Origin of the sequence: Chryseobacterium vrystaatense, from assembly GCF_000737765.1 — a bacterium.
GTDB lineage: Bacteria > Bacteroidota > Bacteroidia > Flavobacteriales > Weeksellaceae > Chryseobacterium > Chryseobacterium vrystaatense.
Genome location: NZ_JPRI01000007.1, coordinates 38,072 through 59,622 on the forward strand (window position 1 = coordinate 38,072; position 21,551 = coordinate 59,622).

11 protein-coding genes are annotated in these 21,551 nt (G+C 38.0%); 8 read left to right on the forward strand and 3 right to left on the reverse strand.

The window, feature by feature from the left end:
• Positions 1-6: 6 nt before the first annotated feature.
• Positions 7-651: a monofunctional biosynthetic peptidoglycan transglycosylase gene (gene mtgA / locus IW16_RS17090; RefSeq protein WP_034747093.1), complete on the forward strand. Its 645-nt coding sequence runs from the start codon at positions 7-9 to the stop codon at positions 649-651.
• A gap of 13 nt (positions 652-664) precedes the next feature.
• On the forward strand, positions 665-2,695 hold the full coding sequence (locus tag IW16_RS17095) for a recombinase (RefSeq protein ID WP_034747096.1): 2,031 nt from the start codon (positions 665-667) through the stop codon (positions 2,693-2,695).
• Positions 2,696-3,019: 324 nt separating this feature from the next.
• On the opposite strand, the gene IW16_RS17100 is transcribed toward IW16_RS17095, so the two are convergent.
• The 3 genes from IW16_RS17100 to IW16_RS17110 are packed head-to-tail and all read right to left on the reverse strand — an operon-like array spanning position 3,020 to position 5,216.
• Positions 3,020-3,316 (reverse strand): DciA family protein, encoded by a 297-nt coding sequence (locus IW16_RS17100; protein ID WP_034747097.1) that lies wholly within the window; start codon positions 3,314-3,316, stop codon positions 3,020-3,022.
• Between the two features lie 37 nt (positions 3,317-3,353).
• Positions 3,354-4,457 (reverse strand): DNA replication/repair protein RecF, encoded by a 1,104-nt coding sequence (gene recF, locus IW16_RS17105; RefSeq protein WP_034747099.1) that lies wholly within the window; start codon positions 4,455-4,457, stop codon positions 3,354-3,356.
• Positions 4,458-4,460: 3 nt separating this feature from the next.
• A complete protein-coding gene (locus IW16_RS17110; protein WP_034747100.1) occupies positions 4,461-5,216 on the reverse strand; it encodes a UbiA prenyltransferase family protein in 756 nt (251 codons plus the stop codon).
• 18 nt (positions 5,217-5,234) lie between these two features.
• Here IW16_RS17110 and IW16_RS17115 point away from each other — a divergent pair, with 18 nt between their 5' ends.
• The 6 genes from IW16_RS17115 to IW16_RS17140 all read left to right on the forward strand — a co-directional run bounded on the left by IW16_RS17115 (position 5,235) and on the right by IW16_RS17140 (position 21,493).
• A complete protein-coding gene (locus IW16_RS17115) occupies positions 5,235-11,120 on the forward strand; it encodes an alpha-2-macroglobulin family protein (RefSeq protein WP_034747102.1) in 5,886 nt (1,961 codons plus the stop codon).
• Positions 11,121-11,126: 6 nt separating this feature from the next.
• Positions 11,127-17,000, forward strand: a complete 5,874-nt coding sequence (locus IW16_RS17120; protein WP_051890382.1) for an alpha-2-macroglobulin family protein — start codon at positions 11,127-11,129, stop codon at positions 16,998-17,000.
• Between the two features lie 45 nt (positions 17,001-17,045).
• Positions 17,046-17,534 carry a serine protease inhibitor ecotin gene (gene eco / locus IW16_RS17125; protein WP_034747104.1) on the forward strand — a complete coding sequence of 163 codons (489 nt, stop codon included), beginning with the start codon at positions 17,046-17,048 and terminating at the stop codon, positions 17,532-17,534.
• 378 nt (positions 17,535-17,912) lie between these two features.
• Complete coding sequence (locus tag IW16_RS17130) at positions 17,913-19,322, forward strand: TolC family protein (RefSeq protein ID WP_034747105.1); 1,410 nt, start codon at positions 17,913-17,915, stop codon at positions 19,320-19,322.
• A gap of 18 nt (positions 19,323-19,340) precedes the next feature.
• A complete protein-coding gene (locus tag IW16_RS17135) occupies positions 19,341-20,297 on the forward strand; it encodes an HlyD family secretion protein (RefSeq protein ID WP_034747605.1) in 957 nt (318 codons plus the stop codon).
• 2 nt (positions 20,298-20,299) lie between these two features.
• On the forward strand, positions 20,300-21,493 hold the full coding sequence (locus IW16_RS17140) for an ABC transporter permease (RefSeq protein WP_034747109.1): 1,194 nt from the start codon (positions 20,300-20,302) through the stop codon (positions 21,491-21,493).
• Positions 21,494-21,551: the final 58 nt, after the last annotated feature.

The following is a 21,551-nucleotide window of genomic DNA, read 5'->3' on the forward strand; positions in this document are numbered from 1 at the left end:
AAAATTATGTGGAAAAAAATTAAACAGCTTATTTTCATCGTTCTTGTTCTGAATGTGGTGTTCATTATCTGGGGCAGATTTTTTAATCCTCCTATTACGATCACACAGATTGGAGGCATCTTAGAATTCGGAAAGCTGCACAGGGATTACATTTCCTACGATGAAATGGGAAATAACGTTAAAAAAGCAGTGATTGCTTCTGAAGATCAGAAATTTTTTGACCACAACGGCTTTGATTACACCGCTATTGAAAAAGCGATGAAAAATAACGAGAAAGGAAAAAAGATCCGTGGTGGAAGCACCATTTCACAACAGACTGCCAAAAATGTTTTTCTCTGGCAGGGCAGAAGCTGGTTCAGGAAAGGCTTGGAAGCGATGTATACCTTTATCATTGAGAAAGTATGGACTAAGGATATCATTTTAGAAAGATACCTGAATTCCATTGAAATGGGGCAGGGAGTATTTGGTGTGGAAGCGGCAGCTCAGTATTACTTTGGCAAATCTTCTAAAGATCTAAGTGCTTCTGATGCAGCCTGGATCGCGGCGGTATTGCCAAATCCAAAGAAATATGATCCTAAAAATCCATCACCTTATTTAAGAAAGAAACATAATTGGATCATGAGACAGATGAGAAATGTGAGTTTGAAATAGTATCTTTGTTGTAATGAAATTTTTTAATTCCAGCACAAATTTTGAATCAGTTCTTAAAAAATACTTCTCTTTTAAGAACGAAACCCGTTCTTTAGAACCGTTTGCCGAGTTTTTAGAGAGTGTTAAAAAGTCAGATTTTACAGATGTTCTCAATTTTCTAAGAAACAATCCCAATTTTGCTGAAAATTTTAAACATTACATCCATAATGTTTTTGAAGGCAGACCTTTCAATCTTTCCCTGACCGAAGCTAATATTCTTTCAGAAAACGCGTTCTTTCCGGAACTGAAAAAAAGGATTCTAAATAAAATACTGCCACCCGTAGAAAACGAGAAAACGGTGTGGTACATGATCGATAATGTCAGCATCAGACCCAAAAAAGATCTGAGATATCTGCATAATCTTCCTGAAAATGAAATCGATGATTTTTTAAACCTTCTCGGAGCTTCAGATTTTATCACCAAGCCCAATGTTAAGAAAGAGCTGATCTTTTCAATGAGCATTCTTTCCTGGCGTGTGACGGGAATGGCGATGGAAGTGGAGGTGGTAAGAATGGCGCCTCAGTACAGAAATCTCGACAATCCATTTCTGGCCCTGCAAAACGAGCTTGAAGCACTTACGGAAGACCTTAAAAATGATCCTGAACTGCAGCTGCATTCCAAAGACAGCCGTTACAAACAGATCAAGATCTATACAGAACATTGTCATGAATTTGTCAATATTGCTTTTAAAAATTCTGCTAAATATGGAATTTCCGGTAAGATCAACCAGTCTCTGCTTAAGATTCGCCAGCAGACCGAAAGAATTTATGAAATTGTCCAGCTTCTGGTGATCGATAATGAGCAGGATATTACTATAAAATCAAAACAGCTGATTTTTAATATCCTGAATTATAAATCCCATAAAAATAATATTGCGGATCTGATCAATGACAGTACCCGTTTGATTTCACACCTGATTACCAACCACACCGCAGAAACAGGAACGCATTACATTACCTCTACCCGCAAAGAGTATATGACGATGTTTTATAAAGCCAGTGGCGGTGGAATTATTGTCGGGGCGCTCTGTGTTTTGAAAATGCTTTACGGATATATTCCGGGAAGTGATTTTTCACATGCATTCTTATACTCGATGAACTATGCGATGGGATTCATTATGATCTATCTGATGGGCTTTACACTGGCTACAAAACAGCCGGCGATGACCGCAGCTACGATGACCAAGGTTCTGTCAGAAGAGGGAAACAGCAAAAGGAATAATACCGAATTTGCCCATCTCGTCTCCAAACTATTCAGGAGCCAGTTCATTGCGTTTGTAGGAAATGTACTTCTTTCCTTTCCAATTGCTTTAGCGATTATTTATGGGTTGGATGTGTTTTTCTCCCAGAATTTAGCGGTTGAAAGATCAGATAAATTGTTAAAAGACCTGGACCCCTTTAAGTCTAAAGCCATACTTCATGCAAGTATTGCCGGATTTTATCTCTTTATTTCAGGGATCATTTCAGGGAATATCGGAAATAACTCTGTGTTTTACCAGATTCCGGAAAGGATTGCAAAAAATCTTTCTATCAGAAACTTCTTAGGAAAAAAAACAGCGAAAAGACTCTCTAAATACTATGCTAAAAACTGGCCGGGAATCGTTTCCAACTTCTGGTTTGGGGTATTTTTGGGAGCAACCGCCCCGATAGGTTTGTTCTTCGGACTGGATCTTGATATCCGACACATTACTTTTGCTGCCGGTAACTTTGCTCTGGGCCTTTATGGAAAAGATTTTTCTGTGGATTCCTATACGTTCTGGATATCCTTCGTTACAGTCTTCCTTATTGGATTCTTCAACTTCCTGGTAAGTTTCAGTTTATCTATGTTTCTGGCGTTCAGATCAAGAAAAATGAACTTCGGACAGGTAAGTGAAATCTACAGAGAGATCTTCAGATATTTTGTGAAAAATCCATTCAAGTTTTTCTTCCCTCTAAGTTCAGGACTGGATAAAAAAGCAGATGACCTGATGAGCAGCACCCTTACCAATAAGCAGGAAGAACATTAAATTTAGAATATAACCGAATTAACATACATAAAGAAAATGCTCCCGGAAAAAGGAGCATTTTTTGTTTTTTACAGATAGGTCAAATATAAATTATCAACAAATATCCGGTGATGGACATCTGTTTGGAAGGATAGCGTAGGATAAACATTCCCCTGTGTCACAATTAGCCTCACAGCATATTTTTATTACTCCGGAACCCATAATTTGGCTTAAAATTTCTCTACTAAGTTTTTTAATTGATTTTTTCATGTTTAGGTGATTTAATATTGTTTTCAAATATAATATTAAATTCAATGTCATGAATTAATTTAATGAAAAATAAACCTATAAAATGCGGATATCATTGAATTTATCCTCTCCAAACTTATCCTGAAACTTTTTAAGATAGAAACTTTTACGCATCTGAAAATCGTGCTTCAGAAGGGGAGAGTCAATTTTGATCATAATGCATTGATCTTCAATATTCACACTTCTGATCTCATTGAACAGACTTTCATCCAGATAATCTTCAAGAAAATCTTTTATTTCAAAAGCGATTAATTTATGCTCAAAACCATGGATCCTTGCAAAAGATTTTACAAGTTCTGAGGATTGAAATTCACGTTTTTTATTCCTTTTCATGGGGCCGTTTCAGGTTTCGGGTTATTGGGTTCAAATTTTAAACATCAAATATGATGCTTTCTTCATTAATCTTCTTAACGACACTTTCTGTACGTTCCCGATGGGTATCTGTAATGAATATCTGACCGAAATTTTCCTGATTAACAAGTTCGATCAACTGTGAAACCCGGGTGTCATCAAGTTTGTCAAAAATATCATCCAGTAAAAGGATAGGGGTCTTCTTGGTTAGCTCTTTCACGAGGCTCATCTGTGCCAGCTTTAACGAGATCAGAAAAGATTTTTGCTGTCCCTGTGAACCTATTTTCTTGATCAGCACCTGATCCATTTCAAACAGAAGATCATCTTTGTGAATTCCTTTTGAAGTATATGTCAGCATCCGGTCTCTTTCAAGACTTTCTGTTAAAAGAGTATGAAAAGCCCTGTCTGGATCAGCGGCGTTGTAATCTTCAATCAGGTCAGATTGGTATTGAACGGAAACGGTTTCTTTTCCTCCCGAAATAATGCGGTAAAAATTCTGAACAATAGGGCCAAGCTTTTCAACAAAGTTTCTTCTCTTGACGAAAATATTGGTTCCGAATTTACTGATCGGAGCATCATAGATCTCCAGTGAATCTTTGTCCCAGGTTCTGTTTTTTGCAAAATATTTTAAAAGGGCATTTCTCTGCTGCACCGTTTTTTGATATTGGATCAGATCAAAAAGATATTCAGAATCTGTTTGAGAGATCATAGAATCCAGAAACTTTCTGCGGCTTTCTCCGGAATCTGAAATTAAATTGGAGTCATAAGGCGAAATCATCACACTTGGCAGATACCCGATATGATCGGCAAGCCTGTCATAGCTTTTATCATTCTTTTTAATGAGCTTTTTGGCCTCTTTGGGCTGGGAAATTTTAATGATATCTTCACTGTCTTCATTCTGTATCTCAGCATCAATGGTAAAAAAATCTTCCTCCCTTTTGATATTGTTAACATCCGTATTGCCTAAAAAACTTTTTCCTACGGATAAATAGTGAAGTGCATCAAGGATATTGGTCTTCCCGGCACCGTTGTTTCCCACAAAACAGTTGATTTGAGGAGAGAATTCGAATTTCTTCTCCGAATGGTTTTTGAAATTGTAAAGGGAAAGCTTTTTGATAATCATTCGTCAAAAATACTCCATTATTAGTAAAAATAAAAAAGGAAGTGCAGAGCAGCTTTCTATCCAGAACGAAAAATAAGTGTCATCTCTTTTGTTTTCAGAGAAGTAGATGAAAATATAAGTAATGATTCCGGATAAGAAAAATGCAGTCCCATACTTAAGTCGAAGATAAAAAACAGCCATAATGATGCTGATGAATACCAGAACGTAGGCTATATACTTTGTATTTTGTACCCCAATCAGTTTAGGGAATGTTTCTACCGTATCACTTTTCATATCCCGGATATCGAATGGCAGGACAAGTGCCGTTATAAAAAAGAAACTGATCAGAAAAATGGGAAGACTGAATTCCGGAAGGGTAAGCCAGCAATTGACTAAAGCCCACAACAGCCCCACATAAAAAACTTTAAGCAACGGAATCTTCCGGATGTAAACGTCAAGGAAAAAACTGTTGTAAAGAAGCCCCAGAACCACAATCACAAACCATTTCAAAAGCCTTATTTCATTATGATTGTAAATGATCAGCAGGGCACAGATAATACCTGCAACAGCATTCAGAGCCAGTATTTTCAAAAAGTGCCTGGTATACTGGTATTTAGTGTACAGATAGCCGCTGAAATAAGTGATGAATATTAACAGAATTGTAGGGAAACGGAATGTGTTTTGCTCTTTGATGAAAAATACTGCAAAAAAAGTTCCCATAAGGGAGACATAAATCTGACTGTCGATAACAGTTTTTTTCAGTATTTTTAAGAAATTCATTTATCAAAATTAATACCTATGAAAAACATCTCCAAATATGTTCTGTTGTTTTTTACTTTTTTCAGTATATTTTTTTCAGCTCAGGATTTCTATGAAGAGCAATGGTTGAAAGTAGCGCAAGGCTATCAGAATGGAGATTTCAAGTCCAGTCTTCCTCTCATTCTGGATATTCAGAAAAAAGCCATTAAAGAGAAAAAAGCTGCTGAGATTATAAAAACTTTAAAAGCTGAATTTGCGATCTATAAAGATACCCAGGACGATCCTAAAAATGATTATGCATCCGTTTTCTTTTCAAAGATCAGCAGCACAGAAAAAGAGTTGAAAAAAAGTGACCTGCTCTTATTTAAAGTTTTGGAGATAGAGTTTTTCGAAAACTATTATGAAAAAAAGAAATGGGAGATCCAGAAACGGACAGATGTTGATAAAGGAGAGATTACCGAGATAGAATCATGGACGAAACTTGATTTTAAAAATTACTATCTGAAGAAGTTTCAGGAGCTTTCGGCAATTGATAGAAAGCTTAAAAAAGTAGGTCTTGAAAAATACAGAGATGCGTTTGACCAAAAAGGTGATTTCGAGTTTTTTCCAACACTCTACGACTGGAAGGTAAAAAAAAATATAGAGTTCCTCAACAACAGCGATCTGTTTACGAAAAATGAACTGAAAGATAATCAAGCTGTTGTAATAGCCCTTTATCAGAATCTTATTGATTATAATATCCAGAATCCTAAACTTTATTTTCAGCATCAGAAGCTGATCTATGAAAACCAGATAAAGAAAGATGATCAGTTTACCGAAAAACAGATTGCTCTGGTGAACTCTCCGATAGTGGGTGATTACAAAATATTAATTGTCAATGATTTTGCAGGTAATCTTTTTACGTCTAAACCTGCGGAAGTAGATGCTATGATTGATAAAGTAAAAAGAGAATATCCGGGATCAAAGTTTCTGAGTAATATTACCTATCTCGAAAACCAGGTAAAGGCTCCTGTTGTAGAGATTTTTTACGAACTTCACAACGAACCTGAAAAACCGATTCAAATTGTAGCCAAACACAAAAATGCTGATCAGTTTACCATAAAAATCTACACGGTTAATCATTTCAAAAAACAGCTCCAATATCTTAAAGACCTTGATTACATAGATTTTTATAAGAAAATTGACAAAACACTTTACAGAACAGATGTATTTAATCTTCCCACTAAGAAAGACTATAAAAACCATACCACTGCTCTGGAAATGAAGTCGCTTCCCAAAGGAATGTACATCTGTGAATATATCAATGGAGAAGATGTATCCAAATTTTTATTTTTTGTAACGTCTTCAAGAGTTATTTACAATGAAACGAAAGATCATATCCTGGTTTCAAGGGAAGATGGGAGGCTTATGCCCAATACTAAACTTCTGAAATACGGTTTTGGAGATTATTCGAATGTAAATGAGACTCATCTGTTGATTCAGACTGATAATTTTTCGCGCTTTCCATCCGAAAAGGTACAATACCATTATATACCTCCGTATCTGATTTATGATCCTATGAATAATAATTTCAATATGGTGGAAGCAACTTCTGAAGCCGGTTCCCGTGCTTATCCCTATCCTCATACCCAGTTTTTTCTGGACAGAGAGATATTCAGACCGGGGCAGACAGTCTATTTTAAAGCAGTATCCACGGTTCCGGATTTTGGTAAAAGAAGGGATGATATCATCATCAACCATGAACAGAAAGTTACATTGTATGATGCCAATAATCAGGTAGTAGATACCAAAACATTTAAGACGAATGCTTTTGGGTCGTACAGTGGAAGTTTTGTATTGCCGAAAGATAAACTGAACGGGAAATTCAGAATGCAGGTTTCAGGTACTTATAACAATTATCTTATCGGTGATTCAAAATATTTCTCTGTAGAAGAATATAAGCGTCCAAAGTTTGAGATTACCTTTGATACGATCAAAAAAGATTACAGGTATGGTGAAACCATAGAGCTGAAAGGTAAAGTTCTTACATTTTCGGGGATTCCGTTAAGCAATACCAATGTCAATTTTGAGCTCAAAAAAGAAAATATCCGTCAGCGCTATTTTTGGTGGTATCCGGCTGATGAGTACAGCAATGAAAATTCAATCTTAGGAAAAGCAGAAACCAATGAGAAAGGTGAGTTTATCATTAAAATAAATCTCAAAAAGGATGAAAATACAGAAGGAATACAGGTCCATAATTATAAAGTAAAAACATCCGCCACAGACATCAATGGAGAAACCCAGGCAGCAGAAACCAATATAAAGGTAGCTTCAGTTTCACATTATCTCACAACCGATGAAATAAAGGAAGCGTCTGCTGACGAAGAATTGAAAATCAATGTAAAATCTTTCAATTACAATGATATCCCTTTACAAAAGAATTATAAAATAAAATTGGTTCAGCTCAGACAGCCGAAACGGGTTCTGAGAAAAAACTTTCAGAATAATATTCAGGATCTTCCAGCAATGTCCAGAGAAGAATTTCTGACTAAATTCCCCCATGATATATACGATAAGTCAGAAGACCGTAAAAACTGGGAATTACTGAAAACAGTTACAGAGCTTTCCCAAAATGATAAAGAACTGAATCTTGGAAAACTGGAAGCAGGAGACTACAGATTGTTGGTTTATAATATAGAAGGAAAAGATACCATCAAGGCACAACAGGATTTCAGCATCTGGGATAAAAAAGGGCTTGGACCGGATCAGTTTCCATTTCTTAAAATAACAGCTCCCAAAGAGGCCGTAAAAAGAGGCTCAAAGGTAACTTTATATGCATATTCTGCCATTCCTGATGCGGTGGTTAATGTGTACTGGCAGGACGGGCAGGGGCAAAAAAAACAGGAAGAGAAAAAGTTTACGAATGGAGTACTTGCTTACACTTTTCCGGTTTCCATGGACAAAAATGTGATCAGATATAATGTACAGTTTGTTCTGGCTCATTACAATGATGTTCAGAATGAATTTGCCAATATTGATGTTAAAAATGAAGAAGACCCTTTAAAAATAGAACTGACTACCTTCAGAGATAAAGTAGAGCCCAACTCCAAAGAAAAATGGAGCATTAAAGTCTTAGGAAGAAACAAAGAAAAAGTCGTGGCAGAGGTACTGGCGTCGATGTACGACAAATCTCTGGATAAATTTGTACCGAATACCTATAGATTTAATAAATTCTATATACCATACCGTGTGATAGAAGACTATAAGGTTGATAACTTTTTTGAGTCACAGTACTGGTACAGGCAGGTTAATTATGTAGAAACTAAAAATGTATACTTTCCACAGTTCAAATGGTTTGATGAAGATGTCTTTTATAATCTGTTGGTTAAATACTGCCTGACGACAGATACAGACGGTGATGGGATTGATGATGCAAAAGACGCCTGTCCTACGGTTCCCGGACTGGATACTTATAATGGTTGCCCTAGGCCAAAAAGTGTAGTAGCCATGGAAGTAAGCAGCAGTGGAAGCAAAAGGAAAGGGCGTTTTGAAAATGAAGAAATCCAGAAAAATGCTGACCAGAAAGAAGGTAAGAACTCTGAAGAAAAGAAAGATGACCTCGCTGATGTGGAAGTTCGTAAGAACCTTAACGAAACAGCCTTTTTCTATCCACAGCTGAGAACAGATAATGAAGGCCGGGTGAACTTTGAATTTACCACTCCCGAAGCACTCACCAAATGGAAGCTGATGTTCTTGGCTCATACCAAAGATGCGAGAGGTGCGGTTTTGGAAAAAGATATTGTTACACAGAAGAAGCTTTCCGTTAATCCCAACTATCCAAGGTTTTTAAGAGAAGGGGATGAACTTAATTTCCAGACCAGAATTTCAAATCTTACTGATGAAGCAATGGCCGGAGCTGCGTCCTTACAGATCCTGAATGCAGAAACCAATGAAGATATTTCCCCATTATTCAGGATTACATCATCTGTGCAGAATTTTAATGTGGGAGCAACAGGAAATTCAACCGTGAGTTGGAGCATTAAAACACCTTTCCACAAAGTATCTTCAATTATCATTAAAGTGGTGGCGAAAGCAGGAAGTCATTCCGATGGTGAGCAGATACCGGTTGCGGTACTTTCAAACAGAATGCTGCTTACGGATACTGTTCCTCTTTTTGTAAAGGAGGGACAGACCAAAACATTTTCATTAGCCAATTTAAAGGACAACACTTCAAAAACGGCTGTTAATTTCAGCAATACTCTGGAGTTAAAAACCAATCCGATATGGGAAATTATTTTTGCACTTCCTGATCTGAGCGAGAATTTAAATATAACCTCTGATGCCATATTCAATACCTGGTTTTCGGATGTGGTAGGAACAGAAATTTTTAAAGCAAATCCAAGGATGAAAGCCGTTTTTGATGAATATAAAACTGCTGATCTTCTGAAAAGCAATCTGGAAAAAAATCAGGAGCTTAAGCAGGTCTTGCTGGAAGAAACCCCATGGGTCCTGCAGGCCAAATCCGAAGCTGAAACCATGAATAATATTTCACGGCTTTTCGAAGTGAATGCTATGAAAAATTCCATCAATAAAGATTGGAACAAGCTTATGCAATACCGGAACAGTGATGGAGGATTTCCCTGGCTTCCAGGCTACGAAAGTTCCTATACCTGCTCATTATATATCCTTAAAAATCTTGGAAAGATGAATGAATGGCTTAAAGACGGAATTTCTGAATACCAATCATCCGGCCGGAATGGTATGGTTTCTTCCCTGATCAGCTTTCTGGACGATCAGCTGGATATATACTGGAAGGAGAAAGAAGACAATCCGTGGAGTAATTTTGCTTTAGATTATCTCGATGCCAGAAGATATTGGGAAAAAGAATATCCTATCACAGGAAAAGGAGCAACGCTGAAAAATATGATCATTAGCCGGGCAGATAAATTCAAAGTAACAGATCTTACGTTTTTTGGGATACACAGAGCAGCACTGATCTATGACAGTTATGGGCTTCAAAATACCTCAAAAAAGCTGATCCATTATCTCAAAGAAACATCTGTATCCTCAGAAACCCAGGGCGCCTACTGGAAAAAGAATCTGAACGACTGGGGATGGTATGAAAGCAAAGCAGTAAATCATGCAGGAGCCATAGAAGCTTTAAATAAAGTGATGCCAAACGATGTTGACTTCATTGAAGAATCTAAAGTGTGGCTGGCGACTCAAAAAGAAGTAAATTCATGGGGGAATTCCAGAACGACGGCAGAGATCATTTACATTATGATGAATTCAGGAAAATCATGGACAACACCGGAATCAGATAAAGCTACGGTAATCTGGGGCGGAAAAGAAGTTTCGCCGCAGACCAAGACTACAGGTTACCTGAAGCAGGTCATCAAATCAGATCAGATCAATAAGAGCCTGGCAGAAGTTACCATTTCAAAGTCTGGCCCGGGAATTGCCCAAGGTGGATTATTCTGGCAGTACTATGAAGATCTGGAAAATGTAAAATCTACAGAAACCTATCTTTCGATGAACAGAGAATTTTATAAAAAGATAAAGACCGAAAATGGGGAACAGCTTCTTAAGATTACGGAAAACAGCCCGCTGAAAGTAGGAGATAAGATAACAGTTAGAATGATCCTGAATACAGACCGCCCTATGCAGTATATGCACCTGAAAGATATGAGAGCTGCCGGCTTAGAGCCTGTCGATGTACTGTCCGGGTATCAGTATAAAAATAATCTGGCCTATTACCAGGTGACTAAAGATGCTTCTACGAACTTCTTCATCTATTATATGCCAAAAGGAAAATATGTATTTGAATATGATCTGGTATGTAATGCTTCGGGAAGCTTCTCCAGTGGTTTTGCCGTTCTGCAGAATTATTACGCGCCTCAGATGAATGCCAGAACAAAAGGAGATAAAATAGAAATAACAAAATAATACTATATGAAAAATGTCAAACTGATAGTAATATTCCTGTGCTTCGGCTTTTTTGCCCAGATGCATGCGCAGAAATACTACGATGACCAATGGAAGAAGGTAACCGAAAACAGTGCGAAAGGTGCCTACAAATCTAATCTTCCCATTATTTTAGATATACAAAATCACGCCATGAAAGAAAATAATGCCATCCAGCTCATCCGTTCCCTGAAAGCGGAATTCAGTGTTGTGAATCTTACCGTAGATGACGACAGGAATGATGCTGCCTCTAAATTTTTCACCAAACTTAAAGATGCAGACAAGCAATTGAAGGGTGAAGAGAAATTGGTGTACACTATTCTTCTGAACGGATTTTTTATGGATTACTATAATCAGAATTCATGGGAAATCGAAAGCAGAACCAATATCAACTCGCAGGATTTATCACAGATCGAAACCTGGAGCAAGCTTGATTTTAAAAACTATTTGAAGAAAAGTTATCAGGAGCTTGATCAGCAGAAACAGGATATGAAAAAGGTATCTCTGGCGAAGTACAAAAATATTTTTACCGAAAACAAGGATATTGCCTATTTTCCGACTTTGTTTGAATGGTATTCCATGAAAAAGATCAGCTTCCTTTCGGAGAATAATCTTTTCACAAAAGATGAACTGACGGTAAACAGAACGCAGATTACTGCAGCTTTTGATGAACTGATTGCACAAAACAGCGGGAATCCCAAGCTGTATTTCATGAAGGAAAAGCTGACGGAAAATTGTAACTACAGTCAATGTAAAGATAAACTGGAACAGCTTCAGAACCTTTTGAAATCCGATGCAGAAGGGGACTTCAAAGTGATCATCATGGAAGATATCATGAACGAGCTTATTGCGAAAAAGAAGGAGAAAGAAGCTTTAGCCATTGCAGATCAGGCGAAGAAACAGTATCCAAAGTCTCCATTCATTGAAAACATAAAAAGTAAAGAGAATCAGATTACCAATCCGCTTCTTACGATCAAATATGAGCAGCAAACCCAGAACAATCTGCCCATTCATTTTGTAGCCGACCATAAAAATGTGGCAGAATTTTCACTGAACATTTATGAAGTAAAAGAGGATTTTACCACACTCATGCAGTATGTACAGAATTCTTACAACAATACCTTTGGAAAAGTTAAAAAAACTCTTGTAAGAAAAGAAACATTCCAGCCTGGTGATTCCAAAGATTATCAGGTTCATAAAACATCACTGGAAATAAAACCTCTTCCTTCAGGAGTATATGTTGTTGAATATGCTGTGGCAGGATCAGAGCTAAAGGATAACAATTCCAGACAGAACTTTTATTTCCTGGTTTCAGGAAACAGAGTGATTTATCAGACTAAAACAGACAGAAACCAGTTGTCCAATACATTAAAGCTTGTAAACAGTGAGAATGGAAAACCGGCAGCGAACGAAAGTCTTACATTTTATGAGTTTGTTGCCAATAAAACGTTAAATAAAATCGATGGTAAAACGGACGCGAACGGTGTGTTTAAGTTCCCTTCTACAGACAGTAAAGAGTATTACAGGACTTTCCTGATCCGCCAGCCAAAAACCAATGACTTCCAGATCATGCAGGTTTACGGAAACAATGGAAATGCCGAAGACTATAATCCCAATAATCAGACCCGCACTTTAGCACAGATCTTTACAGACAGAGCGATCTACAGACCGGGACAGACTGTTTATTTCAAGGTGATCAATACAAAGATCGATAAAGAAACAGAAGCTGTAACGTCAGGATTAAAACAGAAAATCACACTGCTTGATGCCAACAGTCAGGAAGTTTCTTCTCAGAATTTCTCTACCAATGAATTCGGTTCATACCATGGAAGTTTTATTCTTCCTAAAGGTCAACTGAACGGGGTTTTCTACCTTAGAACAGATGAAGGTACCCAGGGATATAAGGATATCAGAGTGGAAGAATATAAAAGACCGAAGTTTGAAGTGACTTTTGATCCCGTAAAAGAGGAATACAAATACGGACAGACCATTGAGCTGAAAGGAAAAGCCATGATGTTCTCCGGAGTCGCTTTGAGCAATACCACAGTTAATTACGAAATTAAAAAACACAACATCAGATGGAGATATTTCTGGTGGTATCCACGTGGTAATGATAATGAAAATTCGATTCTTGGTGAAGCTAAAACCAACGAGAAAGGAGAATTTGTAATTCGTCTTGATCTTAAAAAAGATGAAAAGCTGGAAGGGATTCAGATCGATAATTATGAGATCAATGCTTCAGTAACCGATATTAACGGAGAAACGCAGTCTGCCAATACACAGTTGAAAGTAGCCTCGGTTTCTCATTATATCAAAGCTGACGGAATCAAAAATACATTCAGTGATGAAAATGTAAAACTGAAAGTAGAAACTCTGAATTATAACGAGCAGGATCTTAAAAAATCATATAACGTTAAATTGTCCAAACTGAATTCTCCCAACAGGATTTTCAGAGATAACTTCTCGCAGGATGTTCAAAACCTTCCAAAATATTCAAAGGAAGAGTTTATCAGCAAATTTCCGCATGATTTATTTAATAAAGAAGATGAGACTAAAAACTGGAAAGCCGAAAAATTAATTTCTGATAAACTTCAACAGTCAGGTGCAGAGCTTGATTTAGGAAAACTGGAGGCAGGTGATTATCAGCTTGAGCTGTATAATATGGAAGGTAAAGACACTATAAAATCGTCTCAGAATTTCAGTATCTGGGATAAGGGATCTTTAAAACCTTCTCAGAAAACCTTCTTAACAGTTATTGAACCGAAAAATGAATTCTCAAGAGGAGAGAAGGCTAAAGTCTACGTCTACTCAGCAGTTCCGGATGCAGTTGTGAATGTATTTGTTCAGGATGGTTCAGGAAAAACAGTTTCAGAGGTTCATCAGCTGAAAAAAGGAGTTCTGGAATATACCACAGACATCCCAAAAGACAAAAGTGTATCAGCTCTGAATATCCAGTTTCAGATTGCAGCGTTCAACGATGTGCAGACCCAAGCTGTTACTTTAAAAATAAAAGATACCAATCAGCCTCTTAAAATTGAGACGGTAACTTTCAGAGATAAGTTGGAACCCAACTCAAAAGAAAAATGGACGGTAAAAGTTTCAGGAAACGATAAAGAAAAAGTGAATGCTGAAGTACTGGCCAATATGTACGATATGTCATTGGATCAGTTTGCTGTTAACACTTTCAGCTGGCAGAATTTATATACGCCTTATTCTATTGTGACATCTTATGATATCAGACAAAATCTGCTTCAACAATACTATCAGAAAAGGCTGAAATATTACAATGGAAAATATGTAGATATTCCAAATTTCAACTGGTTTGATGGTGATATATATCAAATGAGTAATGCAATTTACAGCGCTAATGCGATGGTTGACGAAGTGAAAAGTCCAGCTTACGCTCCGGCTCCTCCCAATGCACCTGTTGCAGCGCAGGCTAAGATGGCCAGAAAGACGGAAATGGCTGTAGGAGCTGCCGAAGCTAAGGCTGATGTTGCAGGATCTTTGAATGAAATAGCAGTTGAAAAAGAAGACCTGGAAAAAGTTCCCGTACGTCAGAATCTAAACGAAACAGCATTCTTCTATCCTGATCTGAAAACCGATGCAGAAGGAAATGTAAGCTTTGAATTCACTTCTCCGGAAGCATTGACCAAGTGGAAACTGATGTTCCTGGCTCATACAAAAGATGCGAGAGCTGCCGTATTGGAAAAACAGGTAGTAACTCAGAAAGAGTTTTCTGTGACGCCAAATTATCCAAGATTCTTAAGAGAAGGAGACGAACTGAATCTTCAGTCGAAACTTTCCAATCTTACCGATAAAAAATTAAGCGGTTCCGCAGAACTGCAGATTCTGGATGCCTTTACGAATGAAAATATTTCTTCCAAATTCGGGATCAATGCAGGAACACAGAATTTTAATTTAAATGAAAAAGGAAACAGCGCATTAACATGGAAACTGAAAGTTCCGAATAATGTGTCTTCCATTATATTAAAAGTCGTAGCAAAAGCAGGAGCGTATTCAGATGGAGAACAGCAGACAGTTGCCGTACTTCCGAACAGAATGCTCGTAACTGATGCTGTACCTGTGTTTGTAAAAGAAGGTGAAACGAAAACTTTTGTTTTAGATAATCTTAAAAATACAACTTCAACGACGATCACCAATGTTTCCAACACGCTGGAGTTGACAACAAATCCGATATGGGAAATTATGTTTGCATTACCAAGCCTGAAAAATGATCAGAACAGCTCTGCTGATGTGGTCTTCAATAGATGGTTTGCAGATGTACTGGCTTCTGAAATTTTTAAGGCCAATCCGAAAATGAAAACTGTCTTTGAAGAATATCAGAGTAAAGGATTGCTGAAATCAAACCTTGAAAAGAATCAGGAACTGAAACAGCTTCTATTGGAAGAAACCCCTTGGGTATTGGAAAGTAAAAATGAGGAAGAGCAAATGCAGAAACTGGCCCTGCTATTTGATACCAATACGATGAGGAATTCGATTAATCAGGATTGGGACGATCTTAAGAAACTGCAGAATCCAGACGGAGGCTTCTCATGGTATTCGGGATATCCAAGTTCTTACGGGACATCTCTGTATATCCTTAAAAACCTGGGGAAAATCAATACATGGCTGAAAGATAATGCGAAAGATTATCAGGGTTCCGGACAGCAGGAAATGATCAGTCAACTGGTTCAGTATATAGATAATGAAATCAGTAAATACTGGGATGTGAAGGAAAATAATATCTGGAACAACTGGACCATGGATTATCTTGATACCAGAAACTATTGGGAAAAACAGTATCCTTTAAAAGGAAAAGGAGCTTCATTGAAAACATTGGTAAAACAAAAAGCAAAAACGGCAAAAATTACAGATTTCACTTTCTTCGGACTTCACCGTGCTGCGTTGCTGATGAATGATTACGGATTAAAAGATGTTTCCGATAAATTAATGAACTACCTGAAAGAAACATCTGCCGATACAAAAACTCAGGGTGTTTACTGGAAACAGAATCTTAATGACTGGGGATGGTTTGGATCTAAAGTTGTGAATCAGGCGGGTGCTTTGGAAGCCTTCAACAAACTGAAATCTAATGATCAGAAGTTCATTGAAGATATGAAAATCTGGCTTATCACGCAGAAGGAAGTTAACTCATGGGGAAGTTCAAGAGGAACTTCGGAAGTGATCTTTACGATCCTAAATTCAGGAAAATCATGGACAAGTGCTGAAAGCGATAAAGCTACCATCGTTTGGGGCGGAAAAGAATTAGCTCCGCAAACACAGGCTACAGGTTATGTGAAATCAACCGTGAAAACGGATGCAGTAGACAAAAACTTAGGAACTGTGACCGTTACCAAGCCAGGTCCGGGAATTGTACAGGGTGGATTGTTCTGGCAGTATTATGAAGATCTGGATAAAATAAAATCTTCTGAAAACTATATCTCCATTACCAAAGAGCTTTACAAAAAAGTAAAAACGGTAAATGGTGAAGAACTTCAGAAAATTTCAGCGGATACGCCTTTAAAAGTAGGGGATAAAGTGACCGTAAGAATGATTCTGAATACAGACCGAGCAATGGAGTTTATTCATATTAAAGATATGCGTGCAGCTGGTTTTGAACCTGCTGATACATTGTCCGGTTACCAGTGGAAGAACAGCTTAGGCTATTATCAGTCTACCAAAGATGCTTCCACGAATTTCTATATTCAGTACATGCCGAAAGGAAAATATGTGTTTGAATATGATCTGATCTCCAATGCAGCCGGTAAGTTCTCCAATGGGATCACAACGATGCAGAATTACTATGCACCGCAGATGAATGCTCATACAAAAGGTACGAATGTTCAGATTTTGGAATGATTTTTGGCTATAGGGAACTAGTAAAAATTTTAAAACAAAAATAAGATGAGATTTTCAAAAACTTTAATGACGGGACTGATTATGTTTGCAGGTGTAAATGCTTTCGCACAAAAGAAAGCAGAAAAGTTTGAGAAGCTGGAAATTGAAATGTTCCCAAAAGCTAAAGAAGGATTTAAGCAGGTATATATTCAGCTGCCTGTTGCAAAAAATGAAAACGATCTGAAAGTAGAGTTTTTTGTAGGAGCTGAGAAAATGCTGGACTGTAACAATTACTTTTTAATGGGGAATGTAAAGACTCAGGACCTTCAGGGATGGGGCTACAACTATTACGAAGTAGAATCAAACGGTGAAGCAGCAGGAACCTTAATGGGGTGCCGCGATCAGAAGAAAACAAAGAAGTTTGTGACTCTTCAGCCGGAGATTGTAAGATACAACAGTAAGCTTCCTTTGGTATTTTATGTACCGAAAGATCTTGAAGTGCGTTACAGAGTATTGCGTGCCGATGCTAAAATGAAATCAGCAGTTCAGAGATAATCTGAATAATCTTTAAATATCAAACTCCTCACATTTTGTGGGGAGTTTTTTGTTTGTAAAAGTGATCTGTTCAGTGAAATCTCTGGTCTCTGCTAAATCCTTTAGACTCACTAGTCATGAATTTGGCATAATGTATTTGTTTTTTACAAACTACAGGAAACAGAATGATATTCGAAAACTCCCATGAACAAAAGATAATTTAAGTTTTTTTTAAATTAAAACGCAACTCAAATCAACCTTAAACGGATCTCCTATCCCCATCACCAATAGAGGGTTAAAGCTAAACGCTTTTTAAACTTACTTTAAATTCACCGTATTGATGAATTATCTTCGTGGTTTTAACAGATTTTTGCATTATATTTGTTATAAACATAAACCATGAAAAACAATTTATTGATTTTTACGTTTAGTTTTTTGACTTTCCCTGCTTTTTGCTGGGCCCAGTCTGCGCCGGACTTTAAAGAACTTTTAGACAGTGCCATGGTCCGTGATTCCGATCTCAAAATGCAGATTACCCAGAACAAACTCACAGATCTTGACGGACACAAACTGAAAGATATCTTTCTTCCCACCCTGGAAGTAAGCGGACAGGTCGGATATCTAAACGCCACAGCAAGGCTTACATCACCGGAAATTAATCTCGCTCCTTTTATTAATATTCCCGAGGGAAGTTTTAACAATAATCTCAATGTTTCCGGATTCTCAGGAATTGCTAAAGCAGATGCCAAAATGCTTCTCTATTCAGGTGGAAAAGTGAAGTACCTGAAGAAAGCCATTGAAGAAAAGAAAATTTCCGAAGATATTCTTCTCGAAAAAACAAAAGATGATGTGGTTGCTAATATCTCAAAGGCATATGACCAGCTGGCTCTGATCCATCAGTCTAAGAATGTTTTGGATGAAAGTAAAAAAAGACTGGACATCAACCGTAAAACAGCAGATAAAGCTTTAGGCTATGGGCTTATTACTCCCTATGATCATAAGAAAATAGAACTGGCACAGGCCACACTTGATGCTAAAATGGTTGAATATGAAGGAAAAAAAGAACTCCTTCTTACCCAGCTGTATATCCTGACAGGAATCAGTAAAGAACGTTTAAGAATGATTGATCCTGTACTTTCGCCTGTAGAGCTTTTATCTTCAGAAAAAGGAATTGAGCAAAGAGCTGAGGTACGCGCTCTGGAACACGGTATCAGTGCTGCCGATTATAAAATAAAAGCAGAAAGAACATGGATGATCCCTAAAGTACAGCTGATGGCATCCGCTTATTATATCGGTCTTTATGGAAGCCGTATCAAAACCTCAGAAAATGTAATTCCTGCCGTTCCGGCCTTAGGATACGAAGGTGCTAAACTCGACTGGAGGCCTACCAATATCAATATCCTTCCTTTGTTTACAGCCGGTGTAGGTTTTAAATGGGAAATCTTTGACGGCAGAGAAGGAAAACACGCCGAAGAAACCGCTAAAGTAGGAAAAGAGGTGCTTCAGAATAAAAAAGAAGATGCTCTGAAAAAATTAACCCTGAATCTGGCGAATAACCAAACCAACTATGACATTGCAAGCGCACAGATTACTTTAAAGGCAAAGGAAAAAGAACTGGCGAAAAATGCATTGATTCAGGCTGAAAAAGAATTCAGATACGGAATGAGCAAATCTTCACAGCTCATCGATGCTGAAAATGATCTCGAACTTGTAGAGCTCGAGTATCAGAATGCTCTTTTTAATCAGAGAAGAGCAGGAATAGAACTGATGAGATCAACTCAGGAACTTGATATTACCAAACTTTATTAATCCCTTACCATTAAAATGATGCATAAAAATATATTCATACTCCTTGCTGCTCTTTTTCTAGTAGGGAGCTGCGGCGAAAAAAAAGAAAACCTTAATGATTCCGAAGGCAAGACCAAAAAAGATGTGATCTCGTTTGCACCAAAGGTTACCGGAAGAATCTTAAAAATATACGTAACCGAAGGTCAGACTGTAAAGAAAGGTGATACGCTGGCTCTGCTTGACGTACCTGAGGTGTCGGCAAAGATTGCTCAGGCTCAGGGGGCGGTAAGTGCTGCAACCGCTCAGGAGCAGATGGCCAAAAACGGAGCTACAGCAGATCAGATGAGACAGCTGCAGGCAAAATACAAAGGTTTGAAAGAGCAGTATGATTTTGCTCAGAAATCTTATAGAAGAGCCAATAATATGTACCGTGACAGTCTCATGTCGCCTCAGGCACACGATGAGGTCTATGCAAAACTTCAGGGGGCAAAAGCACAATACGATGCTGTTGTTGCCGAGCTGGATGATGTACAGCGGGGGACCCGCGTGGAAAAAGTTGAAATGGCAGCAGGTCAGGCTTCTCAGGCAAAAGGGGCATTGCAGGAGGCCAATGTAGCCTATTCCGAAAGATACATTATCGCAACCAATGACATGGAAATAGAAACCATCAGCCTGAATACAGGGGAACTGGCTACGGCCGGGTTTGCCTTATTTAACGGATATATTCCCGAAAGTACTTTTTTCAGATTTACAGTTCCTGAAAGTGCCATTTCAAAATATAAAAAAGGGCAGGAGGTCAATATGCAGGTGGTTTATAATAAAGAGAATCTGGCAGGAAAGATTGTCTACATCAAACAGCTGACAAGGTACGCGGACATTACAACTGCTTATCCTGATTATCAGCTGCAGGATGCGGTTTACGAGATTAAAGTGAAACCGACAGACATGAATAAGGCCAAAAGTATATTGGTGAATGCTAACGTTATCCTGAAATAATTATGAAAGAATTTTTCCGGCTTTTAAAACGAGAATTCAAACTTTTTATAGGCAATTCTACCCTGAGGACCGTGTTTTTTCTGGCCCCGGTATTCTATGCTACCCTGTTGGGTTTCGTTTACAAAAGCGGAAAAGTGGAAAATACACCCGTTCTGGTGATCGACCGGGACAATACTCCTTTATCAAGCCAGCTTACGGATATGCTGGATGACAATAAAAGCATCAGTATCATAAAATATGCACAGGAACCTTTAAGCATCAAGGATGAGGTAATCAGGCATGAAGCAGCAGCGGTCGTTATTATTCCATCAAGGTTTGAAGCCGATATGCTGCAAAAAAAATACCCGGAACTGAATGTATATGTCAATACAGGAAATGTTCTTACCGCCAATTTTGCCTCCAAAGCATTACAGCTTACCATAGGAACGTTCTCGGCAGGAGCATCTATTAAAGCCTTGCAGAAAGCAGGAATGCCGGCGACAAAAGCTGCTACACAATATGAGCCGTTCAAAGCTAATTATATCACTCTTTTCAACACCACGGGAAACTACCTGATCTTCATGTGGCCGGCCATGCTGGCCGTGGTCCTTCAGCAGGTTATTCTTCTGGCAATGGCCGTTAGTTTTGCCGCTGAATTTGAAAGAGGATCTTTCGTAAAAGAATACATAAAAATGAAAAGATGGGCTTTTCCAAGCATGCTGATCAAGGTCATCCCGATTTGGATATTCTCTATTCTTATTGTTGGAGTCTATTACTTTATGCATATGATATTCAGGGTTCCGATGCCGGAAGGAATACTCAATTTTATTTTGCTGACCGCAGTATTTGTAGGCTCCGCTTCGTTTTTAGGGGTATTCATCAGTATATTAATTCCTGATGCATTAAAAGCAACTCAAATCCTGATGGTTATAGCTTCCCCGGCATTTATCATCAGCGGATTCACATGGCCGTTGAGTGCAATGCCTGCTTTTGTACAGTTCATTGCCAACATTATTCCTCTGACGCCTTTCCTTCAGGCCTTTAAAATCTTATTGATACAAAAAGGTTCTGTAGAACTCACGTATCCATATCTGAAACATCTGAGCATCCTACTGGTCGTTTATGCGATTATTGGCTGGATAGCCTTAAAGATCAAACTTTGGTTTATTTTTAAAAAGTCTACCCCGGAGCAGGTTGAAAATGTATCAGAGTTGTAAAGTTTAGAGGTTGAGTATGGAAGAGTTTTAGATTCTTAGGATTTAAGATTTACATAGG